The organism is Macrococcus bovicus (assembly GCF_030376725.1).
GTDB classification, from domain to species: domain Bacteria; phylum Bacillota; class Bacilli; order Staphylococcales; family Staphylococcaceae; genus Macrococcus; species Macrococcus bovicus.
On the sequence record NZ_CP128470.1, the window covers coordinates 1,025,829 to 1,050,999 of the forward strand.

The following is a 25,171-nucleotide window of genomic DNA, read 5'->3' on the forward strand; positions in this document are numbered from 1 at the left end:
TACCACGTCCAGAGGACGTGGTATTACTTTGTATATATGACTTCGTCGTTCTGCACGGTCACATGCAGTGTATCATCTTCAAAATACCAGATATCTTTAGCATCAACGAAGTACGTGATGCCGTTAATCGTTTCGTTATAACTGTCAGCGGGTAATGGCTCAACAGTGAAGCCGATGCCAAAGCCTTGCTTCAGCTGGAATTCCCCCCCGTATCTCGGATAGAACTTGACCGCCATGTCATCTGACAGATTAAGTTCCTCTTTGAACCAGGTTTGTGCGTTTTCGTCTAAAATGATTTTCATTTTATCACATCCATTTAATTTTTGGCTCTTCGTGATTCATTATACGACCGATGTTGGCTTTATGTCTAACAATAACAATCACCATGATAACAAAGGAGATACCGGTAATGATCCAGTCGCCGAAAGGAACGGCGGCAATAAAATTAATGATGCTGGCAAGTATACTTGCCAGTGAGACATACTTAAATGCATAGAGGACACTGAAAAAAGCGACAGCCGTCAATATGAACAGCACAGGGTTCACTGCGAGAACGACGCCCGCTGATGTCGCGACAGCCTTGCCGCCTTTGAATTTCAGGAAGATGGAGAATACATGTCCTAAAACCGCGAAGAGACCGACAATGATGCCGTGCACTTCACTATGGAACAGGACGGGCAGCAGGGCACCGAAAATGCCTTTTGCCATATCAAGCAGTGTCACCACGATACCGGCATTGCGACCGAGTACGCGGAATGTATTGGTGGCGCCCAGATTGCCGCTGCCGAAGTTTCTGATATCTTTATGAAAAAATATTTTACCGATCAGTAGGCCGGGCGATAGGCTGCCGACGAGATAAGCAATCAAACACATCCATATAATAGTCATTCAAGCACTCCTTTTGATAGCAGGTACTAATAGTTTACCATATCGCTTGATTATCGATAAGTAGCTACCATCAATTTTATTTAACTAATATAACTTTATTATGTAAACTAATATAAAACTTGATTTTTTAATTAAAATGTAGAAGAATAATGATTGTATGAAAAAATAACGAACATATGTTTGCGGGAGGGTCCGATTTGGTACAAAACACTCAATATAATGATGAATCCATTCAGGTGCTTGAAGGCCTTGAGGCTGTAAGAAAACGACCGGGTATGTATATCGGTTCGACTGACAGCCGGGGATTACATCATCTCGTCTATGAAATATTAGATAACTCTATAGATGAAGCACTGAACGGCCATGGTTCAGCGATAGATGTCACGCTGAATAAAGACGGCAGCGTCACGGTCGCAGATAATGGACGCGGTATGCCGACCGGTCTGCATAAGACAGGTAAACCGACGCCGGAGGTCATTTTCACTGTCCTGCATGCAGGCGGTAAGTTCGGCCAGGGCGGCTATAAGACGAGCGGCGGTTTGCACGGTGTCGGTGCCTCAGTCGTCAATGCGCTGAGTTCATGGCTGAAAGTCACGATCTACAACAACGGTAAGATTCATGAACAGCGTTTTGAAGAGGGCGGCCGGCCGGTGACGACACTCGAGGAAGTGGGGACGACGAGACGCACGGGCACGACCGTCACCTTCATGCCGGATCCTAAGATTTTCAAGCAGACCGTCCATTTTAATTATGACACACTGGCTGAACGGCTCAGAGAATCGGCATTCCTCTTACAGAACCTGAAGATCACGTTGACGGATAAACGAGGCGAGGAGAAGCAGGATGTCTTTCATTTTGAGGAGGGCCTGAAAGCATTTGTCGCCTTCGTCAACGAGGGGAAGGAGACGCTGCACGATGTCGTCATGTTCAAGGGTGAGTCAGCTGGTATTGAAGTAGAGGCTGCTTTTCAGTATAACGACCAGTACAGTGAGACCATTCTGTCCTTTGTCAACAATGTCCGTACAAAGGACGGCGGGACACATGAAGTCGGCATGAAGACCGCGTTTACCCGTGTATTCAACGAATATGCCCGTAAGATCGGGGAACTGAAGCAGAAGGATAAGAATCTCGACGGCAATGATATCCGTGAAGGCATGACTGCCGTCATATCGGTCAAGATTCCTGAAGAGCTCCTGCAGTTTGAAGGACAGACGAAATCGAAGCTCGGTACCAGTGAAGCACGGAGCGCGGTGGACAATGTGATTGCTGATCAGCTGCCTTACTTCCTGGAGGAAAACGGGAAATTATCGCAGAGTCTTGTCAAAAAAGCCGTCAAAGCATCACAGGCACGTGAAGCTGCTCGTAAGGCGCGTGAAGAGGCCCGTAATGGCAAGAAGAAGCGCAAGGAGACACTCTTGTCAGGTAAGCTCACGCCTGCTCAGAGCAAGAATACAGAGAAAAATGAACTCTATCTTGTGGAGGGTGATTCTGCCGGCGGTTCAGCTAAACAAGGTCGTGACCGTAAGTTTCAGGCGATACTGCCCTTAAGAGGGAAAGTCATCAATACGGAGAAAGCGAAGCTTGAAGATATTTTCAAGAACGAAGAAATCAATACGATCATCCATACCATCGGCGCCGGCGTAGGTAATGATTTCAACTTGAAAGACAGCAACTACAATAAAGTCATTATTATGACGGATGCTGATACGGACGGAGCCCATATCCAGGTGCTGCTGCTGACGTTCTTCTTCAACTATATGCGACCGATGCTGGAAGCAGGACGAGTCTACATCGCGCTGCCGCCTTTATATAAGGTCTCTAAGGGAAAAGGAAAGAAAGAAGTCATTGAGTATGCCTGGACAGATGATGAGCTCATGGCAGTCCAGAAGAAAGTCGGGAAAGGCTTTACACTGCAGCGGTACAAAGGTCTAGGAGAAATGAACCCTGACCAACTATGGGAGACCACCATGAATCCGGAGACACGGACGCTGATCCGTGTGCAGATCAATGATGAGGTGAGAAGCGCGAAACGACTGACGACCCTGATGGGTGATAAGGTTGAACCGCGCCGGGACTGGATTGAACGCCACGTTGAATTCGGTATGCAGGAAGATGTCGGCATCCTGGAGAATGATGAAGTGCAGCTGATGAAAGAAGAAGAGGATATCCATGTGATAGAAGATGTCGAGTTAGGAGATGAAGCTTAATGGCTGAACAGATACAGATACTGCCGCTTGAAGATGTCATTGGCGACCGCTTTGCACGCTACAGTAAATATATTATTCAGGACCGGGCGATACCGGATGTGCGCGACGGTCTGAAGCCGGTGCAGCGTCGTATCCTGTTTGCGATGCATCAGGAAGGCAATACATTTGATAAGAACTTCAGAAAAAGTGCGAAGACTGTCGGTAATGTGATCGGTAACTACCATCCGCATGGTGATACATCAGTCTATGACGCAATGGTCCGTATGAGTCAGGACTGGAAGCTCCGCCACGTGCTGGTTGAGATGCACGGCAATAACGGGAGTATCGATAATGATCCACCGGCAGCGATGCGTTATACAGAAGCCAAGTTATCAAAGTTAGCCGATCTTCTGCTGAAGGATATTCAGTATCAGACCGTGGACTATGTCCAGAACTTTGATGATACAGCAATGGAACCTGTCGTTCTCCCGGCTAAATATCCGAACCTTCTGGTCAATGGCTCAACGGGTATTTCAGCGGGCTACGCGACAGATATCCCGACCCATAACCTGAAAGAAGTGATAGATGCCACACTTTTAGTGATGGATAACGAAAACGTAGATTTGGACCGTATCATGGCGGTCATGCCGGGTCCTGATTTCGCGACCGGGGGCATCATCCAAGGGAAAGCGGGAATCAGACAGGCCTATGAGACAGGTAAAGGGAAAATCGTTGTCCGGGGCAAGGTGGCGATTGAAGCACTGCGCGGCGGTCGCAGTCAGATCATCGTCTCTGAGATTCCTTATGAAGTCAATAAAGGTGTGCTGGTCAAACGGATCGATGAACTCCGTGCAGATAAGAAGGTTGACGGTATACTGGAAGTCCGGGATGAGACAGACCGTGAAGGACTGAGAATTGCTATCGAGCTTAAAAAAGAGGCCAACGCAGAAGGTATTCTGAATTACCTGTATAAGAACACAGAACTGCAGATCAACTATAATTTCAATATGGTCGCTATCAGTGACCGCCGGCCTAAACAGCTCGGTGTACGTGAGATGCTGAACAGCTATATTCGACATCAGTATGAAGTGGTGACGAGACGCAGTGACTATCAGCTTCAGCAGGCACAGCGCCGCATGCATATCGTTGAAGGGTTGATCAAGACTGTTTCTATTCTGGACGATGTCATTGCGGTCATCAGAAAGTCTGCCCATAAACAGGATGCAAAGCAGAATCTCGTCGACTCATTTGACTTCACGATGGAACAGGCAGAAGCCATTGTCAGCCTTCAGCTGTACCGCCTGACCAATACGGATATCGTGGCGCTTGAGAAGGAGCATGACCAGCTGAAAGCACAGATCAAGGAGCTTGCAGAGATTCTCGCAAATCCTAAAAAGCTGAAGCAGGTCATCAGAAAAGAACTGAAACAGGTGCAGAAGGAATACGGTGAGCCTCGTCTCAGCCAGATTGAGGAGAAAGTAGCCGAGCTGAAAATCTCCAAGGACATCACGGTACCGAATGAAGAGGTAATGGTCAGCATCACCCGCGACGGTTATATCAAGCGGACTTCACTGAGAAGTTACGGTGCGAGTGATCTGAGTGAGGTGGGTGTTAAAGAGGGCGACGCACTTCATATTCATACGCAGACCAACCTGCAGCATACGCTTCTCATCTTTACCTCACAGGGTCACTACCTTTACGTTCCGGTCGTTAATCTGCCTGATGTGAAGTGGAAAGACCTGGGGACTCATATCTCGCAGATCGTGCCGCTTAAAGAGCAGGACCGCGTCCTTAACCTGGTGGCAGTGGAATCATACGATGAGCGCTTCGTGGTGACGGCGACCCGTCACGGTATGATTAAGAAGACGCCGCTTAAAGATTATCAGACATCACGGTTTACCCGTCCGATTGTCGGTATAAAGCTGAAGGCAGATGATGAAGTCATCTACAGCGATGTGGTTGATGATGGCACGGTCGTAGTTGTGACACAGAATGGCTATGCACTGAACTATGCGTTAGCTGAGGTCAGTGAGCAGGGCTTGAAGGCAGCGGGGGTTAAATCGATTAATCTGAAGGATGATGAAGTGACGGCGACCATGATGCTGGCGGACGGCGATCTGCTGATTGCGACGCAGCGCGGGGCCGTGAAGCGGATGAAGATGGACTTCGAAGTCGCTAAGAGAGCAAACAGAGGGCTTCTCTTACTCAAGGAACTTAAAACCAATCCGCACCGTATTGTCGCAGCGGCGATAGTCCAGCCTGAAGCGCACTTCCATCTGTTATCAGACACCGGTCAGACGGTCAGTCAGCCAGTGAAATCCATCCGTCTGACAGAACGCTATACCAACGGCAGCTTTGTCGTCGATGAAAGCGACTTCGGCAAAGTCCTGGACATGTTTATTACGGAATAATATATCTTTGACCAATCCTTTTGTGATAATATACATGATGTACGTATATTTTTCGCAGGAGGATTTTTCGTTGGATTTTAATAAAGTAAATTTTGATGCTATGATACCAGATTGGTTCAAGACCATTGTATCGACTGGTAATGATTTAATCTGGACGCAGTTCCTGATCGGACTGTTACTGCTGGCCGGACTGTTCTTCAGTTTAAGCTCACGTTTTGTCCAGCTGAGATGGCTGCGTGAGATGTTCCGTGTGATCGGGGAGAAACCTGAGACACTTGATGATGGACAGAAAGGGATTTCCTCATTCCAGGCATTTGCCATCAGTGCGGCGAGTCGTGTCGGCACAGGTAATATTGCCGGGGTGGCAACAGCGATTGTGCTCGGTGGTCCCGGTGCTGTCTTCTGGATGTGGGTGATTGCGTTTTTTGGTGCAGCATCAGCATTCTTCGAGGCTACTTTGGCACAGGTCTATAAAGTACCGGACAAAGAAGGCGGATTCCGCGGCGGCCCTGCCTATTACATGGAAAGAGGGCTCGGGCAGAAGTGGTTAGGTGTGACGTTTGCTATTCTCATCACTGTGACATTTGCTTTTGTCTTCAACACAGTGCAGTCGAATACTATTGCTGAAAGCTTTAATACGCAGTACAAAATAGCACCTTGGATCACCGGTCTGATTCTTGCTGTTATTACAGCAATTGTTATCTTCGGCGGCGTGCGTTCTATCGCTAGGATATCCTCTGCCATTGTACCTGTCATGGCCATTTTTTATATTTTACTGGTGCTGTTCATTCTGCTCACGCATGCGAATATGATCATCCCGATGCTGACTTCTATCGTGAAGGGTGCATTCGGCATGGAACAGGCCTTCAGTGGGGCGCTCGGTTTCACTATCATGCAGGGAATCAAACGGGGTCTTTTCTCTAATGAAGCGGGGATGGGGTCAGCCCCTAATGCGGCCGCTACTGCTGCGGTATCACACCCGGTTAAACAAGGGCTGATCCAGTCTCTTGGCGTATTCTTTGATACGATGGTCGTATGTACAGCGACAGCGATCATGATTCTGCTCTATTCGGGACTAGAATTCGGAGAGAAAGCGCCTCAAGGTGTCGCGGTGACACAGGCCGCACTTAATAGCCATGTCGGCGCGTTCGGTGGGATGTTCCTGACAGTCGCTGTCTTCTTGTTCGCCTATTCGTCTGTTATCGGTAACTACTATTACGGGCAGTCAAACATTGAGTATTTAACGACCAATAAGACGGTGATGTTCATTTTCCGTCTGCTCGTGGTATTCATGGTATTCTTCGGTGCAGTTGTCAAGGTTGAGACAGTCTGGGCAACAGCCGATTTGTTCATGGGTCTGATGGCTATCCTGAACATAACAGCGATCATCGGGCTCGCACATGTCGTATTTGAAGTTGCGGGTGACTATGCAGAACAGCGTAAGAAAGGCCTTAATCCGGTCTTCAGAACGAAGAACGTTAAGGCTGATTTATCAGCAGTTGAGACATGGGGCGACAATCCTTACCATCATGAAGACAAATAGAAAAGACTATGCAGCTGCATAGTCTTTTTTCTATCCTAATAATGACTTGAAGAAATTGCCAATAGCGGTGAAGAAGGATTTGATTGCTTCGACGATTTTATCCCAGACGCCTTGTTCTTCTAATGAATCCTTTAAATCTTTGCCGGCTTCTTTTGCTTTTTCTGCAGCATTTTTGAAAGTATCGGAGTTCTTGATGTCATTGACATAGTCTGTTGCACTATTGATGATTTTATCGGCATTTTCACCTGTAAAGACGCCTTGCTGCTGAGCGTTATTGATGAAGTTGACGATAATATTGATCTGGTTGTCATTTAAGACGTTGTTTAATCCGTTGTTATTAATTTTTTCAGTCACGACATTTTTAATTTCAGTCACAGATAAGTTGCCGCCTTGTTTAGCGATTTCTGCCTTTGCTTCAGCAATTGCTTTATTCAGCTGCTCTTGTGAGAAGCCGTCTTTATTCTGATTTTCTTCCGTGATGCTGGTGATTGAATCGAGCTCGTCCTGTGCAGCTTTTGTCTGTGTCTGGTCAATCGGCTCACCTTGCGCTTCAAAGGCTTTATAGACGCCCGCTAATGCACTTTCACCTGTTACGTCTTCGGCAGCAGCAATCTTGACGTCAGCATCAGTGACACCGGCAGTCAAGAGCGCATTCTTATATGTGTCTTCAGTGATTTTAGTGATTTTCCCTTTGGATTGGTCAATGGTCAATGTCAGGCCCGCACCTTTGGCAAGCTTCGTGATACGGATACTTGATTTAAGCACATTATCAGAAGACTGCAGGTTTAAATATTTACCGAGGTCCGCTGCTGTGACATAAGTGATTTTATCATTGTCCTGCGTGCCGAGCAGGTCGTGAGTGGTATTTCTCAGATTGTCATTGGACTGAAGGGCAGCGCCGTATACAGTGACAGCCTCCTGCCAGGCTTCCTCTGTAACAGCATAGGAAGGTTTGGAGAAGGTCAGTATCATGATGAATGACAGGAAAGCAGCAAATAATTTTATTTTCTTTTTCAAGTGGGTCATCTCCTTTTTAATTGTAGTGATATTCGCTATACTATGTATAAGCTTACGAATATTATAGCATGCGAGAATCGTTCTGCCATGAGACTTAAGTACGAGGTGACAGATGGGCAACTACATTATAGACAAGACGCTTAACAACAATGTTTTAGTGGCCACATACTACGGCGATGAAGTGATTTTAATCGGTAAGGGTATCGGTTTCGGCAAAAAGGCGGGAGAAGTCATTGATACCGATCAAATCGAAAAGATATATGAACTGAAAACCTTCCAGGATAAACAGCGTTACCGGACATTGATGGATATCGGCGATGACGATGTGATGAAAGTCGTCATAGAAGTGGTCGACCAGATAAAAGATCTGATTGAAGAAGACGTCAGTGATAGCCTGCTTCTTTCACTGACTGATCATATTATCTTCGCCATCAAACGTTTAGAGGACCAGATTTTTATTTCCAATCCATTCATCAATGAGACAGAAGCCCTTTATCCAAGAGAGTATAATGCCGCTTATATTGCCGTCAGTATGCTGAATGAACGACTGAAAGTAAAGCTGCCGGAATCGGAGGTCGGCTTTATTGCGCTACATATCCATTCCTCAATCAGCCGTCAGAGTATCCGGGATATGAACCTGATGGCTGAGGTCATTACGCGGTCAGTCAGGATTATTGAGCATGATCTGAAGATTCAGGTGGATAAGAATTCAATCATCTATTCACGCTTTGTGAGACATATCAGCTTTGCAGTGCAACGCGTTATCGCCAATGATTCTGCGCCTGAACAAAGAAATCTCGAAAACCTATTGAAAATTCAGTATCCTGTCTGCTATAATGTGGCTATTAAGATAGTCAAAATGATGCAGACATTGCTGAATAAACCGGTCTATGAATCGGAGCTGGTTTATCTGACAATGCATATACAGCAGTTCAATACTGAAGCTACAGACGTGTAACTGGTTATGCAGGCATGAGTCTAAGGCTGGTACATAGGGACCAGTCTAGACTCATGCCTTTTTGCGTCATTGAAAATGTCTTAACAATAAAAGGAGGGTATTTCTATGTTTAAAATGTTGTTCGGTCAGCTGCAGCGAATCGGTAAAGCGCTCATGCTGCCAGTAGCGATCCTGCCGGCTGCAGGTATCTTACTGGCCTTTGGTAATGCGATGCACAATGACCAGCTTGTACAGTTCGCACCTTGGCTGAAAGCTGATTTCTTCGTCATGTTATCAGGTATTATGGAATCTGCCGGTCAGGTTATCTTTGACAATCTGCCTTTATTATTTGCGATTGGTACGGCGCTTGGTTTAGCAGGTGGGGACGGCGTAGCTGCGCTGGCTGCACTTGTCGGCTTCTTAATTATGAATGCGACAATGGGTAAATATCTTGGCATTACAATTGATGATATCTATTCATATGCGGACGGGGCTAAAACACTGGGTCAATCAGCAAAAGATCCGGCCTATGCATTAGTGCTCGGTATTCCGACACTGCAGACGGGTGTATTCGGCGGTATCATCATGGGTGCCATTGCTGCATGGTGTTACAATAAGTTCTATAATATACAGATGCCAGCATTCCTCGGTTTCTTCGCAGGAAAACGTTTTGTACCTATCATCACGTCTGTTATGGCAATTCTGACAGGTATCGTCCTTGCGTTAGTATGGCCATTCATTCAGCATGGTCTGAATGGTTTATCTCAGTTCCTACTCGATAAGAACTTAGTATTAACGACATTTATTTTCGGTATCATTGAACGTGCATTAATTCCGTTCGGTCTGCACCACATTTTCTATGCACCATTCTGGTTCGAGTTTGGTAGTTATACAGATGCAGCCGGTAACCTGGTTCGTGGGGACCAGAAAATCTGGATGGCACAGATGAAAGACGGCGTGCCGTTTACAGCAGGTATGTTCACAACAGGTAAATATCCGTTTATGATGTTCGGTCTGCCTGCAGCGGCATTTGCTATCTACCGTCAGGCACGTCCTGAGCGTAAAAAAGTAGTAGGGGGCTTGATGCTTTCTGCTGCGTTGACGTCATTCCTGACGGGTATTACAGAACCACTTGAATTCTCATTCTTATTCGTTGCACCGATTCTCTATGTGATCCACGTATTATTAGCGGGTACATCATTCCTGGTCATGCATTTACTGCATGTTAAAATTGGTATGACGTTCTCCGGCGGTTTCATCGATTATACATTATTCGGTTTACTGAACTGGGATCGTACGAATGCATTGATGGTCATTCCGGTAGGTCTTGTCTATGCAGTGATCTACTACTTCCTGTTTACGTTTGCGATTAAAAAGTTCAACTTAAAAACGCCAGGTCGTGAAGTAGAGGAAACTACTGCTAAAGTTTCAACAGCAAGTGAATTACCATTCAACGTTTTAGATGCGATGGGTGGCAAAGACAATATTAAGCACCTGGATGCTTGTATCACACGTTTACGCGTAGAAGTTAAAGATAAATCTAAAGTTGATACGAATGAATTGAAAGCTTTAGGCGCAGCGGGTGTGCTTGAAGTAGGTAATAACATGCAGGCGATATTCGGGCCTAAATCAGACCAGATCAAGCATGATATGGCTCGTATCATGTCAGGCGAGATTACGCGTCCTGAACAGACTGCAACAGCAGATGCACCTGATGAGGTTGTAATTGAGACATCAGGAAATCAAGATCTGACAGAAGTGTTTGCACCGATTTCAGGTGAAGTGGTAGATATTACTAAAGTGCCTGATGAAGTATTTGCCGGTAAAATGATGGGTGAGGGGGTCGCAGTTATCCCTGCAGAAGGCGTTGTTTACGCTCCATTCGATGGCACGGTGAAAATGGACTTCCCGACTAAACATGCTCTCGGTCTTGAATCTGAAGCTGGCACTGAGATGCTGATTCACTTTGGACTTGAAACAGTCGGTCTGAAAGGTGAAGGATTTGAAGTGCTGGTTAAACCAGGTGATACGATTGTGATTGGACAGCCGTTACTGAAAGCTGATCTTAACTTTATCAGAGAACATGCTAAAAGCGATATCACACCGCTTGTCTTCACAAATCTCGGCAATAAGCAGATGATAGATGTTCACTACGGTCGCATTAATCATGGCGACAAATTAATGGAAATCAAGTAAAATGAAGGCTCTGGGAAACCAGGGCTTTTAATTTATCGTTTTTTAATAATATAACTTTATTATGTAAACTAATAAAATTATATTATTAGTTAATTTTATTAAGGAGAGTGATGCAAATGTTCAAAAATAATCGGTTTATTTCCTTCTTAGGTGGGACAACTCTTATTTATACGCTGATTATGGCTATTTTGATTGGTATTCTGATCTTTATTACCCGGCAGGTGTCCTTTGTTTTTACGCCTGTTATTACCATTATTAAAACTATTATCGGTCCGATTATTGTCGCTTTTATCTTTTTCTATCTGCTCAATCCGGTTGTCAATTTTCTGGAGCGCTACCGTATCAAAAGGTTGTGGGGCATTATCCTGCTTATACTGATTATTCTCGGTGTACTTGTAGGTATCGTTACTTTGCTTGTGCCTTTAATCCAGGAGCAGCTTGTTCTGTTTATTAATCATTTTCCAGCCTATGTCGACCATCTAGGGGATGTTTTTAATAAATTGACTAAGAACTCGTTTATCGAGCCTTATACGGCTGATATGCAGCACTGGCTCAATCAGCAGCTTGTTTCGCTGCAGGACAAAGCGAATGTCTATATGGATAAGCTGCCCTTTAAGGTCCGTTCTATTATCGATGCTTTGATGAGTGTCATCATCGTGATAGGGACTTTCCCATTTGTTCTTTTCTTCTTGTTGAAGGATGGCGATAAGTTCCTGAATTATGTGCTGAGACTGACGCCTCCCAAATACCGACAGGATGTCCATGATATCCTGCTTAAAATGGATCTACAGGTGGGGTCCTATATCCAGGGACAGCTCATTGTATCATTATGTATCGGTGTACTGCTTTATATCGGCTACAATATTATCGGTCTGGAATATGCGCTGGTGCTCGCTTCTATAGCTGCTGTCACAAGTGTCGTGCCGTATCTAGGTCCGACCATTGCCATCAGTCCCGCTATTGTCATCGCACTGGTTGACTCACCATTCACCTTATTAAAGCTCGCTATCGTCTGGGTCGCTGTGCAGTTCCTGGAGGGCCATTTTATTTCACCTAATATTATGGGTAAGACGATGCAGATTCATCCTCTGACCATTATCTTTGTCCTTCTCTGTGCAGGTAATTTAGCAGGTGTACTAGGCGTTATCTTAGCGATTCCGACCTACGCCATTATCCGCGTGTTGGTCTCTCATCTGTTTGAGAAGTTCAAGAAACGTTATAACCGCTATTTCTCCGAGGACTCTGGTTCATATGAAACACATCTATAAAGTTATCAGGCTTGAGATGTATCTTTTCTAAAATCCCTTGCATTTTAGATGTTTATTGGATAAGTTAATTATAGTTTCGGAAGATTGGAAGAGGGATGACATGAGTAACAAAAATGTTTACAAACGCAAGAAAAAAACCAGACTGCGCAAACTGCCGTTTATTATTCTGGCTCTTATAGCGCTAATTGCACTGCTTGGACTCTGGGTGAAATCAAGCTATAATAGCGGCATACAGTTTGCGAGAGATCACGGCAAGCAGGAGAAGAAATATGAGTTTAATGGACCTATTAATAAGGATGCCAAAGTCAACATTCTGATCCTAGGTCAGGACCGGGTTGTCGATGGTTCTGCACGTACGGACTCCATTATGGTTGCGCAATATGATTATTTAAGCAAAGAAATGAAACTGATGTCTGTGATGCGTGATATCTATGCAGAGATTCCAGGCTATCAGAACTATAAGATCAATACGGCATATACGCTCGGTGGACCTGAACTTCTGCGCCAGACGCTGAAGAAGAACCTGGATATTGACCTTGAATATTATGCGATCATTGACTTCAAAGGCTTTGAACAGATGGTGGATGAGTTGTCTCCTCAAGGAATTCCGATCAATGTCGAAAAAGATATGTCTGAAAAAATCGGCGTTTCTCTGAAAAAAGGGCAGCATAACCTGAATGGTAAAGAGCTTCTGGGTTATGCGCGTTTCAGAAATGATGAAGAATCTGACTTCGGACGTGTCAGAAGACAGCAGCAGGTCATTAAGGCACTCGAAAATGAGTTTGTCTCCCTGTCAACGTTACCTAAAGTTCCTAAGCTTGCAGGGATTGCCAGAGGATATGTCGACACCAATATGACAAACAGTGATATCTTCAAGACAGGCGCCTCTTTCGCGATCAGAGGTAATAAGGATATTCAGACGCTTGTCATTCCTGTTAAAGGCACGTTTAATTTCAAGGACGTCTACGGAGTAGGGAATGTGCTGGATATCGATAAAGAAGCGAACAAACAGGCAATCAAGCAATTTTTAGCAGAATAAAATAGACGTACTCTTCGCGAGTACGTCTATTTTTTATTCTTCTGATTTAAGTTTGCCGTTAACAGCGTAGCGATCTTTCTTCAATTCTTCTACGAATACATGGATGTTCTCTTTAGGCGCCTGAGTTGTTCTGCTGACCACTTCAGTGACCTCAGCAACCATCGCTTTGAGCTGTTCTTCCGTGCGACCTTCAATCAGTTCAATTGTGACGAATGGCATTATTTATCCTCCTTGGTATACATTCTGTATGTTGATGAACCGTGACCATCTTTCCAGTCACGTATATCATCCGCTTCCATAAACTCTAAGTTAACATCGACAACATGTGGCTGCTCCAGGAGACGCTGGGCAATCTGTTTCTTGATTTCTGACAGTTGTCTTAAATTCATATCCACGCGCGGTGTTTCGAGCAATGCTTCTAAGTGAAGGTCTTCTCCTTCTTTCAGCACTGTCAGACGTTTAATGTCCGTGATATGCTCGTTTTCGAGAATGATACGAGAAGCCTGTACTTCCATCTCCTGATCAGAGACACCGATTGCGCCTGCCGCATTCTCAAGGAATACACGTGCTACAACGAAGAACATCATCAGACCGATGATCACAGATACGATTCCTTCAATTTGACCAAAGCCAGTCAGCCGCGCAATGATGATGGCAATCAATGCTAAGATACCACCTAAAGTGGCCACTGTATCTTCCATGAATACCAGTTTAGTAGCCGGTTTAGCTTTGTTCAGATTCAGGTAGCTGGTTGTATAAGGATGAAGACCTGTTGTAGGTAAGTGGGCTTCCTCCAGTACTTCTTTACCGGCTTTTCCTAGAACAGAACCTTCAAGCACAATACCGATCAACAGGACGCCTGCATTGATCAGAAAATGATTAAAAGGCTGCGCTTCATGGGAAGGGTGCTGGATATGATGAATCCCTTCAAGAACCGTTTCATAAGCAAGAATGGCTACAATGATAACCGCGAATAAACAAACAATATTAACAAGACGGCCATATCCGAAAGGAAACTTCTCATTGGGGTCTTTTTTAGATACCGCAGAGCCGACCCAGACGAACAGCTGATTGGCTGCATCACCCAGAGAATGCATCATCTCGGCGAACATTGCTACGTTTCCTGTAATCAGGTAGGCACCGAATTTAAGTGCACCGAGAATAAAGTTAACAATGGCTGCCATCAAGGAAGATTTGCTTCCTTTTTTGAGTAATTTAAACAAACCTGTCATATTATAATCTCCTTTTTTTAATATGTTTGTTCTCTTCCCTATTATATGCGATGATAGTCCTAAATCAAAAGACAAAATTATTCTTAGGAGGGCCAGATGTTTAGAAATTTATTATCTTCTATCGGATTTGAGGATCTCACTGTTGATACCCGTATCAATCAAGCACATTATCAGCTAGGTGACACGATTGAAGGGATAGTGGAATTGAGCGGACAGGCCGCTCATATCGATTATATTGAAGTACAGCTGGTGGAACGGCAGGAGAATCCGGATGAAACCAGTGATATTCAGCACTTCGATTCCATCATCAGCCGCGTTCATCTGATCCCGCAATCTGACGAAACAATCCGCTTCCAGTTAGAGGCTTTGCACACTATTAAGTCTGTTCGTAATCAGTTCTTCATTATGACACATGTCTATATCGCTAATTCAGTCGATGCATACGACGAAGACGAGATCTTCTTCAGTTAGCGAGACCCTATGACCTCATATTGTCAACATTTCGGATATCGTATAAGATTGAATAGATGTAATATTCAAGAAAGAAGGGGACAGAATGACTTATCCAGATGTAAAAGCAACCATCAAGCAGGTCGAGACACTAGTGAATATTCCAGGTCCGTCCGGCTATGCCTACGCTGCCATCCAGTACTGCCAGGACTACCTGCAGGCACATGGTATTGACAGCACTCTTACCAATAAAGGGGGACTCAGTGTCACAGTAAAGGGGGCTGATGATACTCGTCACCGCTTCATCACAGCGCACGTCGATACGCTCGGCGCTATGGTCAAGGATATTCTGCCAAGCGGACGACTGAAGATGACGAAGATAGGGGGCTTCAGCTGGCATGCGACAGAAGGTGAATACTGTCAGATTCATAGTGCCGGTAAAGTCTTTACAGGTACTATCTGCCTTCATGAAACCAGCGTCCATGTCTACCGCGGCAATGACGACATCAAACGCGATGACGATCATATGGAGGTCCGTATCGATGAAGTCACGGCATCTGCAGAAGAAACATATGCCCTCGGAATCAACGTCGGCGATTTCATCTGCTTTGAACCCCGCTTCCAGCATACAGAGAGCGGCTTCGTGAAATCACGTCACCTTGATGATAAAGTCAGTGCCGCGATTATGCTGGAGTTACTTGTACATCTGAAGGACAATGAGATTCAGTTGCCGCATACCACCCATTTCTTCTTCTCCAACAATGAAGAGATCGGCTACGGTGGTAACTCCAATATCCCGTCAGAAGTCGTAGAATATCTTGCGGTAGATATGGGGGCACTGGGTGACGGTCAGCTGTCAGATGAATATACGGTCTCTATCTGTGCAAAAGACAGCTCAGGTCCGTATCATTATCATCTCCGCCAGCATCTCGTTGAACTGTGCCGGGAAAATGGTATAAACTATAAGATTGATATCTATCCTTACTACGGATCTGATGCCAGTGCGGCCATCTCTGCAGGTCATGATATCAAGCATGCGCTGTTCGGTGCCGGCATTGAGTCTTCCCATGCGATGGAACGTACACATGAGCGCTCCATACAGGCGACTGAATCACTTCTTCTCGCCTATGTTCAGAGTCCACTGGCATAAACAGTTCTAATACAGGATAAGTCCCGCAACTCATTCAGCGGGACTTTCTGTTTTATCTGAAGTCAATTGAAGCGAGCAGGCCGATCAAGATGCCGACTGTCATTGAAAGCATGGTACCAAGCAAGATATACTCCGACTGTTTATCAATCTTATCAGGCTGATGATCAACCGGGTCCTGCTTCACATCATTGAACCGCAGGATGGATTTACTTGCGATAACAAGACCAATTGCGGTATATTCCTTTAGTACGATAAAGATAATAATCAGAAACCTTTCCAGGTAGCCGATGACAAGCCCGACATTATCGGTCTGCGGGAGTTTAGTTGAACTCATGGACGCCAGAAATGACCGGATGAAAGGGCCGCTGAAGATATAAAGTACGATACACAGGAAGTAGAGGGTCAGATTCATCATCATCGGTAGAGGTCCTTCAGTGTCTGTCTGATATCGGCTCTCATCGCTTCATTGATACCTGAGCTGTAATGGATCAGTTCCTGCTCGATTAAGTCAAGCTGCTTACTGCGTGCTTTTTTGAGATGGGTGGAGACTGTAGAGAAGCTCTTATCCATCTCCAGTGCTAGTTCCCGCTGCACAGGTATCGAGAGGCTCATCAGCAGTATTTCCCGCTGGATATCTGTATGCTGGCGCAGGATATCTGTCATATAGTAGAAGAGCACATGATTGATCATCGATGCATTCTCTGCCGAGAGACTGAGGTCAACCTGGTCATTCGTCTTGATGCTTTCCAGCGCCTGACGTGCTTCCTTGATGATAGGGGCATTCCAGTGCTCAAAATCGGCTTCCGGCAGTTCACTTTCACCAATCGACAGCCCGAATTTAAGGGTCTGACTTTTTAATGGCCATGATAATTTGATATAATAAGCTAGCATCAGCATATCACCCGGTGAATCGCAGACAAAGAACAGTTCGTCTCCCATTCTGAAATTGACGTAGCGTCTATTCAGCGGCTGTGTCCAGCTGTTGATTGCGCCCTCCAGCTGGCGGAGTTTCTGACTGATTTCACCTGTATTCCCATGGGCTGTACTTCCTGATACGTCCATAATGAATAACCCGATCATTTTATCCCTCCGTTCGTTTATATAAACGAATTTTCAATAATTCTTTTATATAAGCGAATTATAGCATAAAATAATCACTAATCTACTGAAAAAGAAGGAGTTAACTATGAAGTTTATTACACTGACAAAAGAGCAATTCGGCACATTCTGTGATCAGACAGGCAGTCATTTCACACAGATGACAGTCAACTATGACGTCAAACAGGCAGAAGGTGCTGAAGTCCACCTGGTAGGGGTAGAGGAGAACGGAAACGTGATTGCAGCCTGTCTTCTGACGGCCATTCCCGTCATGAAAGTCTTTAAATATTTCTACACGAACCGTGGACCAGTGATGGACTATAACAACAAAGAACTGCTGCACTTCTTCTTTACAGAATTAAAGAAATATTTAAGACAGCATAAAGCGCTCTATGTACGTGTGGATCCGTATGTTGCTTATCAGAAGCGGGATCACGACGGCAACGTGCTCGAAAAATATCCGACCGCTTCAGTCATTGAAGAGATGGCAGCACTCGGTTATGTCCATCAGGGCTATACAACGGGTATGAAGACCAACTTCCAGATACGCTGGCACTCAGTTCTGGACCTTGAAGGCAAGGATGCCAAGTCCGTCTTGAAAGATATGGACAGCCTGCGTAAACGGAATATCAAGAAAGTCATCAAAAATGGTATCAAAGTCCGCTATCTGACTGAGGATGAGATGCCTATCTTCAGACAGTTCATGGCAGATACAAGCTCCAAGAAAGAGTTCCAGGACCGTGATGACAACTTCTATAAGCTGCGTCTTCGTCATTTCGGTGACAGAGCGCTCATGCCACTTGCCTATATAGACTTTACAGAATATATCCCTCAGCTAGAAGAGGAGAAGCAAGGTGTAAAACGGAGCCTGCAGACGGAGAACACTCAGAAGAACGACAAGAAAAAAGCAGATCTCGAGAAACAGCTGGCAGCGATTGAAGACCGTCTGACAGAAGCGAAAGAACTGCAGGCTGAACACGGAGATGAACTGCCTGTAGCAGCCGCGTTCTACCTGATCAATCCATATGAAGTCGTATACCTGGCAGGCGGGACAGCGAATGAGTTCAGACACTTCGCAGGTTCCTACGCTATACAGTGGAAGATGATCAACTATGCGCTTGATCATGGCATCAACCGCTATAACTTCTACGGCATCAGCGGTGACTTCAGTGAAGAGGCAGAAGATGCGGGGGTCATCAAGTTCAAGAAAGGTTTCAATGCAGACGTCATGGAATATATCGGTGACTTTGTGCTGCCGATCAATAAGCCGGTCTATCAGGCTTATCAGGCGATGAAGAAGATCAGGGGGTAAGTGATGGAGTTCACAGAACTGACTACAAAAGAATTCAAGACATTTATGGCTGAGACACCCTATATGAGCCACTATTTCCAGATGGCTGAAAATATCGCGAACAGGGAAGAAGAGAAGAGTCCGGTTGTCCTCCTCGGCGTCAAAGAGAACGGCAGAGTGATGGCGGCCAGTCTGTTCTCTAAAATACCGACATTCGGCAGCTATATGTACTATTCAAACCGCGGACCTGTACTCGATACATCAAATACAGAGCTGATTCGTTTTTACTTCCAGTCGCTGGATACATATCTGAAACAGCATCAGTGTCTGTACGTCAAGCTCGATCCGTACTGGCTATATCGCACCTATGACAAAGACGTCAATCCGAAGACAGCGGGCAACGATGAGCTGATCAAACTTCTTGAGTCATTAGGTTATACGCATGGCGGCTTCACCAGAGGATACAGTCACACACAAGTGCGCTGGATGAGTGTACTGTACCTGGAAGGGGAAACACCGGCATCCATCATGAAGCAGTTTGACAGCCAGCGTAAGCGCAATATCAAAAAGGCACAGAAATACGGTGTCAAAATCCGTCTGCTGGAAGAAAATGAGATTGATATCTTCCTGGATCTGTACAGAGAAACCGAGGAACGGACAGGCTTTATCGCCCGTGATGATGACTACTTCAAGCGATTCAAGAAACACTACGGCTCAAAGGCCATCATGCCGCTTGCATATATCGACTTAGATGAACATATAGCGGATTTAAACGCAGAACAGCTGGAACTGGAGACCAAACATGATCAGTTGCTGCTGGCAGACAACAAATCAGACAAGCTGCTGAAGAAACTGGCTGATTTAGATGACCAGCTGAAGAGACTGCAGCAGAACTTACTGGATATGAATGAACTGAAGAAAACAGATGGCCAGATCCTGAACCTGGCAGCAGGCATGTTCTTTGAGAATAATTATGAAATCAATTATTTCTCAGGAGGATCCAGCCATAAATACAGTCAGTTCATGGGCCCATATGCCATGCACTGGTATATGATCAATTATTGTTTTGAGCACCAGTTCAGCCGTTACAATTTCTACGGTGTATCCGGTGATTTCACGGAATCTGGCGAAGATTACGGTGTCTATCGATTTAAACGTGGCTTCAATGCACAGATTGAGGAACTTGTCGGAGATTTCAATAAGACAATCAACAAACCTAAAGCCATGTTACATCAGACAGTGATGAAAGCTGGCGGCGGCGCACGACGTATCAAGAATATCATTAAAAAGAACTGATAAAAACCGTCATGATGATCATGACGGTTTTTATCAAATATAAGTGGCAGTAAGACCCCTCTATTTTTTCGATATTCTAGTTTACATAATATATATTATAGGAAGTTATGTATAGAGAGAAATCGTTCAACTTACAAGCCCCTATCTGCCAAACTAATCTATTTCTCTTAGCTGATTATAATCAGCTTTCAGTCCTTTAAGTTCAGAGCATCTTCAGTCAAATCCAGCAAATCCTCAAATTCGTCAGTTTCATCAGTGGCATCGAACTCAGCATCAGCTAAAATTTCATTATAAAATGTCTTACCGTTTGCGACTATAAAACATTTTACGTACAGTTCAGCATCACTGGAATCTAAAATAATCCATCAGCATCATAGATTCTAATGTCCTGAAGCCGTTTAATTAATTCAGCCGATGTATTATGAAATCTGAAAATCTCGTCTTCTGATCGCTCTGATAGCTTGTCAGCAGCATAATCAATATCCAGTTCTTCCGGAAAACAATCGTTCATTATATCCCAGAATTGTTCCTCGTCTAAATACTCATATTTATTTAACATTGAAATCTGTTTCCTCGTATATTAGATATTCTCTCCAATTTTGCTGCATATTTGTAGAGACAGGCATCTATTTCTGTATTTTCTTCGATTTTTCTAGTACTCTGACCATCATCTGCATAAGCAGCATCATATAGATAATAGCCATTAAAGGCGCATAGAACGTCCACCATGCGATTGTTAAGTCATTAAAATGATAGCCCATCAGACTGCTGAGCTCCGGGAATACGGGCTTCTCAATAATCTCACAGGCAGGTCCATAACATACATCTGTCCCACCGAAGAAAATCTTGAAGAACGCGAGGTGTGAGATGATGATTAATGTCTGGAACAATAGACGGAGAAATGTAATAAAATACTGGGTCGTCATATTCGGCCATACATGCTTGAAGTAGATATGTGTTTTACTAGGGCTAAAGGTATAGGCACTCACAATAAACTCTTTCCCGAGGATTATTTCAGTGGATTCCTTAATCAGAACCACCGTTGTCGGTATCATCAGTAAAATAAGGATCATGATATTGACTAGTATTCTATAGTCAGCCGAGTTTTCAAATCCATTGAAGGGTTCATAGAGAACTGGTCGTAAAAAAATATAGGCTAATATCGACTGAGGAATATAGAAGAAGGGATTACTTACTGCCTGCAGGAAAGTACCGCTTCTCTTACTGAAAGCTAGATATGTACCTATTATGATCGCTAGAGTCAGTGAGACGAGCGCAATAATGATCAATATTAAAAGTGTAAGCCTGTAACCCGATAACACTTCATAAGTCATATGATTTGAACTTGAATCCACACCGAATACAGCATGCCGACTCGGAGGGAATGGCGAACTTGATATAATACTCCCCCTACTATCATATAAGAAATCTGTTCGTTTCACTTTGCCGTTGAAAATATCAAAATATATGATACCTACAATAGCTGGTAAGATGAGCAGAGTCAGATAAATATAGATCTTTTTCATCATACCATTCCCCTGCCGGTTACTTGATGTACAGCAAATTGACTCAACCTGAATAATAGCGCTATTGGAATATAAAGCAGTAAAAAGGTGATAAAAAGTATAACCGGTGAATTGTATTCAAATATAAAGACGGATACCCCCATTATATTCATCACTTTTTCCAGGAACAGCAGACTGGACAATGTAATCCAGACAATCTGTTTCATATTGATCAGGTAGCCGATCATGAGATTGCGCAAGATATGACGAGAAAATACTTCAGATTCATTCAAACCCTTTGATCTGGCTAACTCTACATAAGCACTTACTCTCTCCTCATCTAACAGCTTTTTCAGCAAGGTGATGCTGTTGACTAACGGAATAATCAATAATACCAATACCGGAAAAATAAAGGCCTTAGAACTCTGACTGGAAGCAACAGCGAATAGCAGTGTACCCGTCTGCTGATAAATAACTATCACAGCCGTGATTGAAATCGGTACATAAAAGACATCAGGTATAATACTGAGCATATGGTTCATGACAACGATCATTTTCTCGAAGTACTGATATTTATACATCAAAGAGACTAAGAAAAGCGAAAGAATAAAGGAAATGATAATAGCAGAAAACAAAATAGAAAGTGTATTCAACCATGGGCCGATAATAAACGGGAAAAGACTATGTTCAACACCAGATTTTTGATTGATGAATACAATCTGCTGAGGCCGTGACAGATTTCTTATAGTCTCCTGTATAGCAGTCAAGAAATCATTAAAATTGAAATGTTGAGAATGAAATAATGACGGAAGACATGCGACAAGAAATAGTACCAAGACATTAATCATTATTTTAATGACGTCTTTCAGACGCTCACCCTCTTCCTAAGAAACCATAATAGAACAATTACGCCTATTATACTAAATATTCAGAAAATAAGGAATAGTATTTGACCCATTTGTTATTCAGACATCTAAGTATTAATCCTTTCAAGGCTTAGCCATAATGTCGGCTTCTTCTCTTCCAGCCTGATGATGTCACTCTCGGATGGCATCACCTGATAATTCTTATGTTCTTCCAAGTCAAGGCGGGCCAGATCTTCTTTGCTCATAGACTGGACATGTCTATAAAGGTCAAATTCAAGATTATATTTATCTTCCAGCTGCTTGATATAATGCGGTTTTGTGCCGTCTGTCTTCTTGAGAAAATCAGGTATCATGAGTTCTTCTGTCACTGATAACTTGATATGACTGTTCATCAGTCTTCTCTCATCAATGATATATAATCGATGTGCGTCACTTATACTCTCCACAAGGCGGAAAGTCTCATCAAGCAGCTGATATTTGAGAGAGCCATCTAAGTGCTCGTCAGTCACAGCTGCAACCTGCGGGACATAGATATAATGTGTCCCTTCAGCTATCAGACTGAGTTGTTGGCTTATATGTCGTAAATGATGACTGATTTTCCGCTTCTTGCCCCTTATCTTCTTATGTCTCATATACATTAAAACCTCCCTGCTACTTATTGTAGCAAGGAGGCTTCTGATAAGATATGATTACTTGCCTGTAAATTCATAGACTGCGATGGTGCCGGACATCTCATGGCTTGCCAGAAGCAGTGGCTTCTTCGTCGGTGATTGTTCTTTTGGAATGAATGTCAGGCCTTCAGGTGAAATGTCCTTATTGTCCTGTGACTTGAAGTAAGTGTCAAAGACCGGTTTTGTCGGGTTATCCATGTTGTAGACCATGATGCCCCCTGTCCGTTCCAGGCCGATGAATGCATATTGATGTCTGCCGACCTTACCGACTGTCACTGACTCCGCTTCCGGTCCTTTATCATCACTCCGACTGTCGAATTCAATCTTGCCCGGTTCTTCCTGCTGGCTGTTGAACGCAGCAGGGAATGCTTTAGCGGTGATCTTCTCGAAGTCATCCCCGCTGTCATAGACCTGTTTCATCGAATCCGCTTCTACCACTGAGAATGAACGGCCGCCGAATGTCACGACTGCGTCATAAGTACCGTCTGCATTTGTGAATGGATTACTCGTCGATGTCTTCAGTCTCCCCAGTGCTTTCTTGTCCTTCAAGATGGCTGAATCGAACCCGCTGAAGTAGTCACTGGTCGTCTTATACTTATCAGCGATATCCGCGACACGTGTCTCTTCACTGAACCCTTTATAATCCTGTGTATCCCCTTCATTTGCTGTCAAGAGGTAGACATGGCCTCTGTAGTTCAGATGGCTGATACCGTCCGGCTGATACATGCCGAATAACGGATAGTTCTTCATATTGATCTTGTCGTCTTTATCGGAGACATCGATTGTGGTCTGATGATAGTCCTTGTAGCCGAGTCCTTTGACAGAGATGAACTTCTTCTTCTTGATATTGTAGGTCGCGACTGCGTTACGCTCCTGAATCGTGATGTAGGCAACGTTATTGTTGTTGTCAATCGTGATGTATTCCGGCTCAAGGTTACGGAAGCTTTCTTCTTGAGTGCGGCCTAAGTCACGGACGTCACTGCCGATCATTGAGCGGTCAAAGTAGGTGGTCGTCACATCAGACTGCTTAATGCGACCATTCGGTTTAGTACGGATAACAGAGACGGACCCTTCCGGATTGACGGTATAGTCATCATTAGGCTCCCCTTCATTGGCAACCACGAGATGTCTGCCATCAGGTGTAAAGGTCAGCATGTCTGGCAGTGCCCCTACTTCCACCTGGCCCTTGAACTGTCCGTTCATGGACAGGAAGACCACATGGCCGTTATCGGTCTTATCCGCTGCCGGAACGCTGACTGCGATGTATTTGTGCTGCGGATGAACAGCGACACTTGTGATATCCGAACCCTGAGCATTGAAGTCCTTCAGTGAGACACGTTTGATCAGTGGAAGCTTACCTTTTGTCAGCTTGGCAGCATCCAGGATATCGAGTGCGTTCAGTGCGCCGTTGATGGAGTAAGCACGCTTGTATTTCTTGTCGTAGGCAACGATCTCAGTGCCGCTTTCGCCGAATGATGTCTGAGAGTCATAACGTGCCAGCTGGTTTATTTTCAGTGTACTCTTCTCGCTGTAGCTAGACACAGAAGCGGCATCCGCATAAGGACTTAACATCAATGCTGCAAGTGTACCGGTGGAAAGAACTTTGAACAGTTTATTCATTTTTCATCCTCCAACTATATGTTTCCTCCAGTTTAGGGCAGTCATGTAAAGATTCCATGACTCATATGTAAATTCTCCATTAAAAAAAGACATGCAAGCATGTCTTAGAGGCCGTTCTCTTTCTCACGACGGTTGTATTTGTTTTCAAATTCCTCGCGTTCCTGGTCGCGCTCTCTTTTAAGCTTTCTCTGTCTGCGGCGGTCTCTGGTCAAATACCAGAAGAGCAGGCTCAGGAGAAGCGAGAGGACTGCCAGGAATGTGGCGTAGCCGAGCAGCGGCTGATACGTAATATCAAAGAAATTCGGCAGAATGAAAGCTGCGATACCGAGCAGTAAAAATGTCAGCACGGGCGCAAGAATAAAACGGTTCGTCAACAGGCCGAAGATCATGGAGAGTATCAGCATTCCGACTATTGAAATCAGAAGAAAATTCGGAATGGCTGTATAGCTGATGTCAGCAAGTGTAAGCATGTGAACACCTCCTTCTCAGGTTGATATCTATCTATAC

At 44.5% G+C, this 25,171-nt stretch carries 24 protein-coding genes; 11 read left to right on the top strand and 13 right to left on the bottom strand.

Annotated elements, in window-relative coordinates:
• Positions 1 to 23: 23 nt before the first annotated feature.
• Positions 24 to 302 (bottom strand): HesB/YadR/YfhF family protein, encoded by a 279-nt coding sequence (locus QSV55_RS05580; RefSeq protein ID WP_133450578.1) that lies wholly within the window; start codon positions 300 to 302, stop codon positions 24 to 26.
• Between the two features lie 4 nt (positions 303 to 306).
• Positions 307 to 888, bottom strand: a complete 582-nt coding sequence (gene plsY / locus QSV55_RS05585) for a glycerol-3-phosphate 1-O-acyltransferase PlsY (RefSeq protein WP_289651019.1) — start codon at positions 886 to 888, stop codon at positions 307 to 309.
• Positions 889 to 1,085: 197 nt separating this feature from the next.
• Here plsY and parE point away from each other — a divergent pair, with 197 nt between their 5' ends.
• The 3 genes from parE (at position 1,086) to alsT (ending at position 7,028) form a co-directional block, all read left to right on the top strand.
• Entirely contained in the window at positions 1,086 to 3,095 is a 2,010-nt protein-coding gene (gene parE / locus QSV55_RS05590) for a DNA topoisomerase IV subunit B (protein WP_289651020.1), read from the top strand.
• The gene (parC, locus tag QSV55_RS05595; protein ID WP_289651021.1) at positions 3,095 to 5,485 is read left to right on the top strand and encodes a DNA topoisomerase IV subunit A; all 2,391 of its coding nucleotides are present in this window, start codon (positions 3,095 to 3,097) and stop codon (positions 5,483 to 5,485) included. The genes parE and parC overlap by 1 nt, the downstream gene beginning before the upstream one ends.
• Before the next feature lie 100 nt (positions 5,486 to 5,585).
• The gene (alsT, locus tag QSV55_RS05600; protein WP_289651055.1) at positions 5,586 to 7,028 is read left to right on the top strand and encodes a glutamine transporter AlsT; all 1,443 of its coding nucleotides are present in this window, start codon (positions 5,586 to 5,588) and stop codon (positions 7,026 to 7,028) included.
• Between the two features lie 30 nt (positions 7,029 to 7,058).
• On the opposite strand, the gene QSV55_RS05605 is transcribed toward alsT, so the two are convergent.
• The gene (locus QSV55_RS05605; RefSeq protein ID WP_289651022.1) at positions 7,059 to 8,045 is read right to left on the bottom strand and encodes a DUF1002 domain-containing protein; all 987 of its coding nucleotides are present in this window, start codon (positions 8,043 to 8,045) and stop codon (positions 7,059 to 7,061) included.
• 112 nt (positions 8,046 to 8,157) lie between these two features.
• On the opposite strand from QSV55_RS05605, the gene glcT reads away from it, so the two are divergent.
• From glcT to QSV55_RS05625, 4 genes are all read left to right on the top strand, one after another.
• Positions 8,158 to 9,003 (top strand): glucose PTS transporter transcription antiterminator GlcT, encoded by an 846-nt coding sequence (glcT, locus tag QSV55_RS05610; protein WP_289651023.1) that lies wholly within the window; start codon positions 8,158 to 8,160, stop codon positions 9,001 to 9,003.
• 105 nt (positions 9,004 to 9,108) lie between these two features.
• Positions 9,109 to 11,178, top strand: coding sequence for a glucose-specific PTS transporter subunit IIBC (gene ptsG / locus QSV55_RS05615; protein ID WP_289651024.1), 2,070 nt, complete (start codon positions 9,109 to 9,111; stop codon positions 11,176 to 11,178).
• A gap of 116 nt (positions 11,179 to 11,294) precedes the next feature.
• Complete coding sequence (locus QSV55_RS05620; RefSeq protein WP_289651025.1) at positions 11,295 to 12,446, top strand: AI-2E family transporter; 1,152 nt, start codon at positions 11,295 to 11,297, stop codon at positions 12,444 to 12,446.
• A gap of 100 nt (positions 12,447 to 12,546) precedes the next feature.
• The gene (locus tag QSV55_RS05625; RefSeq protein WP_289651026.1) at positions 12,547 to 13,485 is read left to right on the top strand and encodes an LCP family protein; all 939 of its coding nucleotides are present in this window, start codon (positions 12,547 to 12,549) and stop codon (positions 13,483 to 13,485) included.
• A gap of 33 nt (positions 13,486 to 13,518) precedes the next feature.
• Here QSV55_RS05625 and QSV55_RS05630 read toward each other — a convergent pair whose 3' ends face one another.
• Both QSV55_RS05630 and QSV55_RS05635 read right to left on the bottom strand, forming a co-directional pair.
• On the bottom strand, positions 13,519 to 13,704 hold the full coding sequence (locus tag QSV55_RS05630) for a 2-hydroxymuconate tautomerase (protein ID WP_289651027.1): 186 nt from the start codon (positions 13,702 to 13,704) through the stop codon (positions 13,519 to 13,521).
• Complete coding sequence (locus QSV55_RS05635; protein WP_289651028.1) at positions 13,704 to 14,717, bottom strand: cation diffusion facilitator family transporter; 1,014 nt, start codon at positions 14,715 to 14,717, stop codon at positions 13,704 to 13,706. The genes QSV55_RS05630 and QSV55_RS05635 overlap by 1 nt, the downstream gene beginning before the upstream one ends.
• Before the next feature lie 96 nt (positions 14,718 to 14,813).
• Between QSV55_RS05635 and QSV55_RS05640 the strand changes: the two genes are divergently transcribed.
• Both QSV55_RS05640 and QSV55_RS05645 read left to right on the top strand, forming a co-directional pair.
• On the top strand, positions 14,814 to 15,188 hold the full coding sequence (locus tag QSV55_RS05640) for a sporulation protein (protein ID WP_289651029.1): 375 nt from the start codon (positions 14,814 to 14,816) through the stop codon (positions 15,186 to 15,188).
• Positions 15,189 to 15,273: 85 nt separating this feature from the next.
• Positions 15,274 to 16,317, top strand: a complete 1,044-nt coding sequence (locus QSV55_RS05645; protein ID WP_289651030.1) for a M42 family metallopeptidase — start codon at positions 15,274 to 15,276, stop codon at positions 16,315 to 16,317.
• A gap of 52 nt (positions 16,318 to 16,369) precedes the next feature.
• Here the strand turns inward: QSV55_RS05645 and QSV55_RS05650 are convergent, their stop codons facing one another.
• Both QSV55_RS05650 and QSV55_RS05655 read right to left on the bottom strand, forming a co-directional pair.
• On the bottom strand, positions 16,370 to 16,735 hold the full coding sequence (locus QSV55_RS05650) for a hypothetical protein (protein WP_133450592.1): 366 nt from the start codon (positions 16,733 to 16,735) through the stop codon (positions 16,370 to 16,372).
• Complete coding sequence (locus tag QSV55_RS05655; RefSeq protein WP_289649452.1) at positions 16,732 to 17,397, bottom strand: sigma-70 RNA polymerase sigma factor region 4 domain-containing protein; 666 nt, start codon at positions 17,395 to 17,397, stop codon at positions 16,732 to 16,734. Before QSV55_RS05655 ends, QSV55_RS05650 begins: the two co-directional genes overlap by 4 nt.
• Before the next feature lie 106 nt (positions 17,398 to 17,503).
• Between QSV55_RS05655 and QSV55_RS05660 the strand changes: the two genes are divergently transcribed.
• Both QSV55_RS05660 and QSV55_RS05665 read left to right on the top strand, forming a co-directional pair.
• Positions 17,504 to 18,727 carry an aminoacyltransferase gene (locus tag QSV55_RS05660; protein WP_133450594.1) on the top strand — a complete coding sequence of 408 codons (1,224 nt, stop codon included), beginning with the start codon at positions 17,504 to 17,506 and terminating at the stop codon, positions 18,725 to 18,727.
• A gap of 3 nt (positions 18,728 to 18,730) precedes the next feature.
• Positions 18,731 to 20,002: an aminoacyltransferase gene (locus tag QSV55_RS05665; protein ID WP_289649453.1), complete on the top strand. Its 1,272-nt coding sequence runs from the start codon at positions 18,731 to 18,733 to the stop codon at positions 20,000 to 20,002.
• 352 nt (positions 20,003 to 20,354) lie between these two features.
• Here QSV55_RS05665 and QSV55_RS05670 read toward each other — a convergent pair whose 3' ends face one another.
• The 6 genes from QSV55_RS05670 to QSV55_RS05695 form a co-directional block, all read right to left on the bottom strand.
• Positions 20,355 to 20,561, bottom strand: a complete 207-nt coding sequence (locus tag QSV55_RS05670; RefSeq protein WP_289649454.1) for a hypothetical protein — start codon at positions 20,559 to 20,561, stop codon at positions 20,355 to 20,357.
• Positions 20,562 to 20,628: 67 nt separating this feature from the next.
• Positions 20,629 to 21,528, bottom strand: a complete 900-nt coding sequence (locus QSV55_RS05675; RefSeq protein WP_289649455.1) for a hypothetical protein — start codon at positions 21,526 to 21,528, stop codon at positions 20,629 to 20,631.
• Positions 21,528 to 22,088, bottom strand: coding sequence for an ABC transporter permease subunit (locus QSV55_RS05680; RefSeq protein ID WP_289649456.1), 561 nt, complete (start codon positions 22,086 to 22,088; stop codon positions 21,528 to 21,530). The genes QSV55_RS05675 and QSV55_RS05680 overlap by 1 nt, the downstream gene beginning before the upstream one ends.
• A gap of 392 nt (positions 22,089 to 22,480) precedes the next feature.
• Entirely contained in the window at positions 22,481 to 23,011 is a 531-nt protein-coding gene (locus QSV55_RS05685) for a hypothetical protein (RefSeq protein WP_289649457.1), read from the bottom strand.
• Between the two features lie 51 nt (positions 23,012 to 23,062).
• Complete coding sequence (locus QSV55_RS05690; protein ID WP_289649458.1) at positions 23,063 to 24,664, bottom strand: choice-of-anchor I family protein; 1,602 nt, start codon at positions 24,662 to 24,664, stop codon at positions 23,063 to 23,065.
• A 104-nt stretch (positions 24,665 to 24,768) separates the two neighbouring features.
• Positions 24,769 to 25,134, bottom strand: a complete 366-nt coding sequence (locus QSV55_RS05695) for a hypothetical protein (RefSeq protein WP_289649459.1) — start codon at positions 25,132 to 25,134, stop codon at positions 24,769 to 24,771.
• Positions 25,135 to 25,171: the final 37 nt, after the last annotated feature.

Excerpts from the sequence above, each read along its gene's own strand:
- glcT (WP_289651023.1), top strand. The coding sequence starts at position 8,158 with ATGGGCAACTACATTATAGACAAGACGCTTAACAACAATGTTTTAGTG.
- QSV55_RS05690 (WP_289649458.1), bottom strand. The coding sequence starts at position 24,664 with ATGAATAAACTGTTCAAAGTTCTTTCCACCGGTACACTTGCAGCATTG.
- QSV55_RS05630 (WP_289651027.1), bottom strand. The coding sequence starts at position 13,704 with ATGCCATTCGTCACAATTGAACTGATTGAAGGTCGCACGGAAGAACAG.
- QSV55_RS05660 (WP_133450594.1), top strand. The coding sequence starts at position 17,504 with ATGAAGTTTATTACACTGACAAAAGAGCAATTCGGCACATTCTGTGAT.
- QSV55_RS05695 (WP_289649459.1), bottom strand. The coding sequence starts at position 25,134 with ATGCTTACACTTGCTGACATCAGCTATACAGCCATTCCGAATTTTCTT.
- plsY (WP_289651019.1), bottom strand. The coding sequence starts at position 888 with ATGACTATTATATGGATGTGTTTGATTGCTTATCTCGTCGGCAGCCTA.
- QSV55_RS05670 (WP_289649454.1), bottom strand. The coding sequence starts at position 20,561 with ATGTTAAATAAATATGAGTATTTAGACGAGGAACAATTCTGGGATATA.
- ptsG (WP_289651024.1), top strand. The coding sequence starts at position 9,109 with ATGTTTAAAATGTTGTTCGGTCAGCTGCAGCGAATCGGTAAAGCGCTC.
- QSV55_RS05665 (WP_289649453.1), top strand. The coding sequence starts at position 18,731 with ATGGAGTTCACAGAACTGACTACAAAAGAATTCAAGACATTTATGGCT.
- QSV55_RS05625 (WP_289651026.1), top strand. The coding sequence starts at position 12,547 with ATGAGTAACAAAAATGTTTACAAACGCAAGAAAAAAACCAGACTGCGC.
- QSV55_RS05680 (WP_289649456.1), bottom strand. The coding sequence starts at position 22,088 with ATGTATAAATATCAGTACTTCGAGAAAATGATCGTTGTCATGAACCAT.
- QSV55_RS05650 (WP_133450592.1), bottom strand. The coding sequence starts at position 16,735 with ATGATGATGAATCTGACCCTCTACTTCCTGTGTATCGTACTTTATATC.
- QSV55_RS05655 (WP_289649452.1), bottom strand. The coding sequence starts at position 17,397 with ATGATCGGGTTATTCATTATGGACGTATCAGGAAGTACAGCCCATGGG.
- QSV55_RS05635 (WP_289651028.1), bottom strand. The coding sequence starts at position 14,717 with ATGACAGGTTTGTTTAAATTACTCAAAAAAGGAAGCAAATCTTCCTTG.
- QSV55_RS05640 (WP_289651029.1), top strand. The coding sequence starts at position 14,814 with ATGTTTAGAAATTTATTATCTTCTATCGGATTTGAGGATCTCACTGTT.
- QSV55_RS05675 (WP_289649455.1), bottom strand. The coding sequence starts at position 21,528 with ATGAAAAAGATCTATATTTATCTGACTCTGCTCATCTTACCAGCTATT.
- QSV55_RS05620 (WP_289651025.1), top strand. The coding sequence starts at position 11,295 with ATGTTCAAAAATAATCGGTTTATTTCCTTCTTAGGTGGGACAACTCTT.
- QSV55_RS05645 (WP_289651030.1), top strand. The coding sequence starts at position 15,274 with ATGACTTATCCAGATGTAAAAGCAACCATCAAGCAGGTCGAGACACTA.
- alsT (WP_289651055.1), top strand. The coding sequence starts at position 5,586 with ATGATACCAGATTGGTTCAAGACCATTGTATCGACTGGTAATGATTTA.
- QSV55_RS05685 (WP_289649457.1), bottom strand. The coding sequence starts at position 23,011 with ATGTATATGAGACATAAGAAGATAAGGGGCAAGAAGCGGAAAATCAGT.
- QSV55_RS05580 (WP_133450578.1), bottom strand. The coding sequence starts at position 302 with ATGAAAATCATTTTAGACGAAAACGCACAAACCTGGTTCAAAGAGGAA.
- parC (WP_289651021.1), top strand. The coding sequence starts at position 3,095 with ATGGCTGAACAGATACAGATACTGCCGCTTGAAGATGTCATTGGCGAC.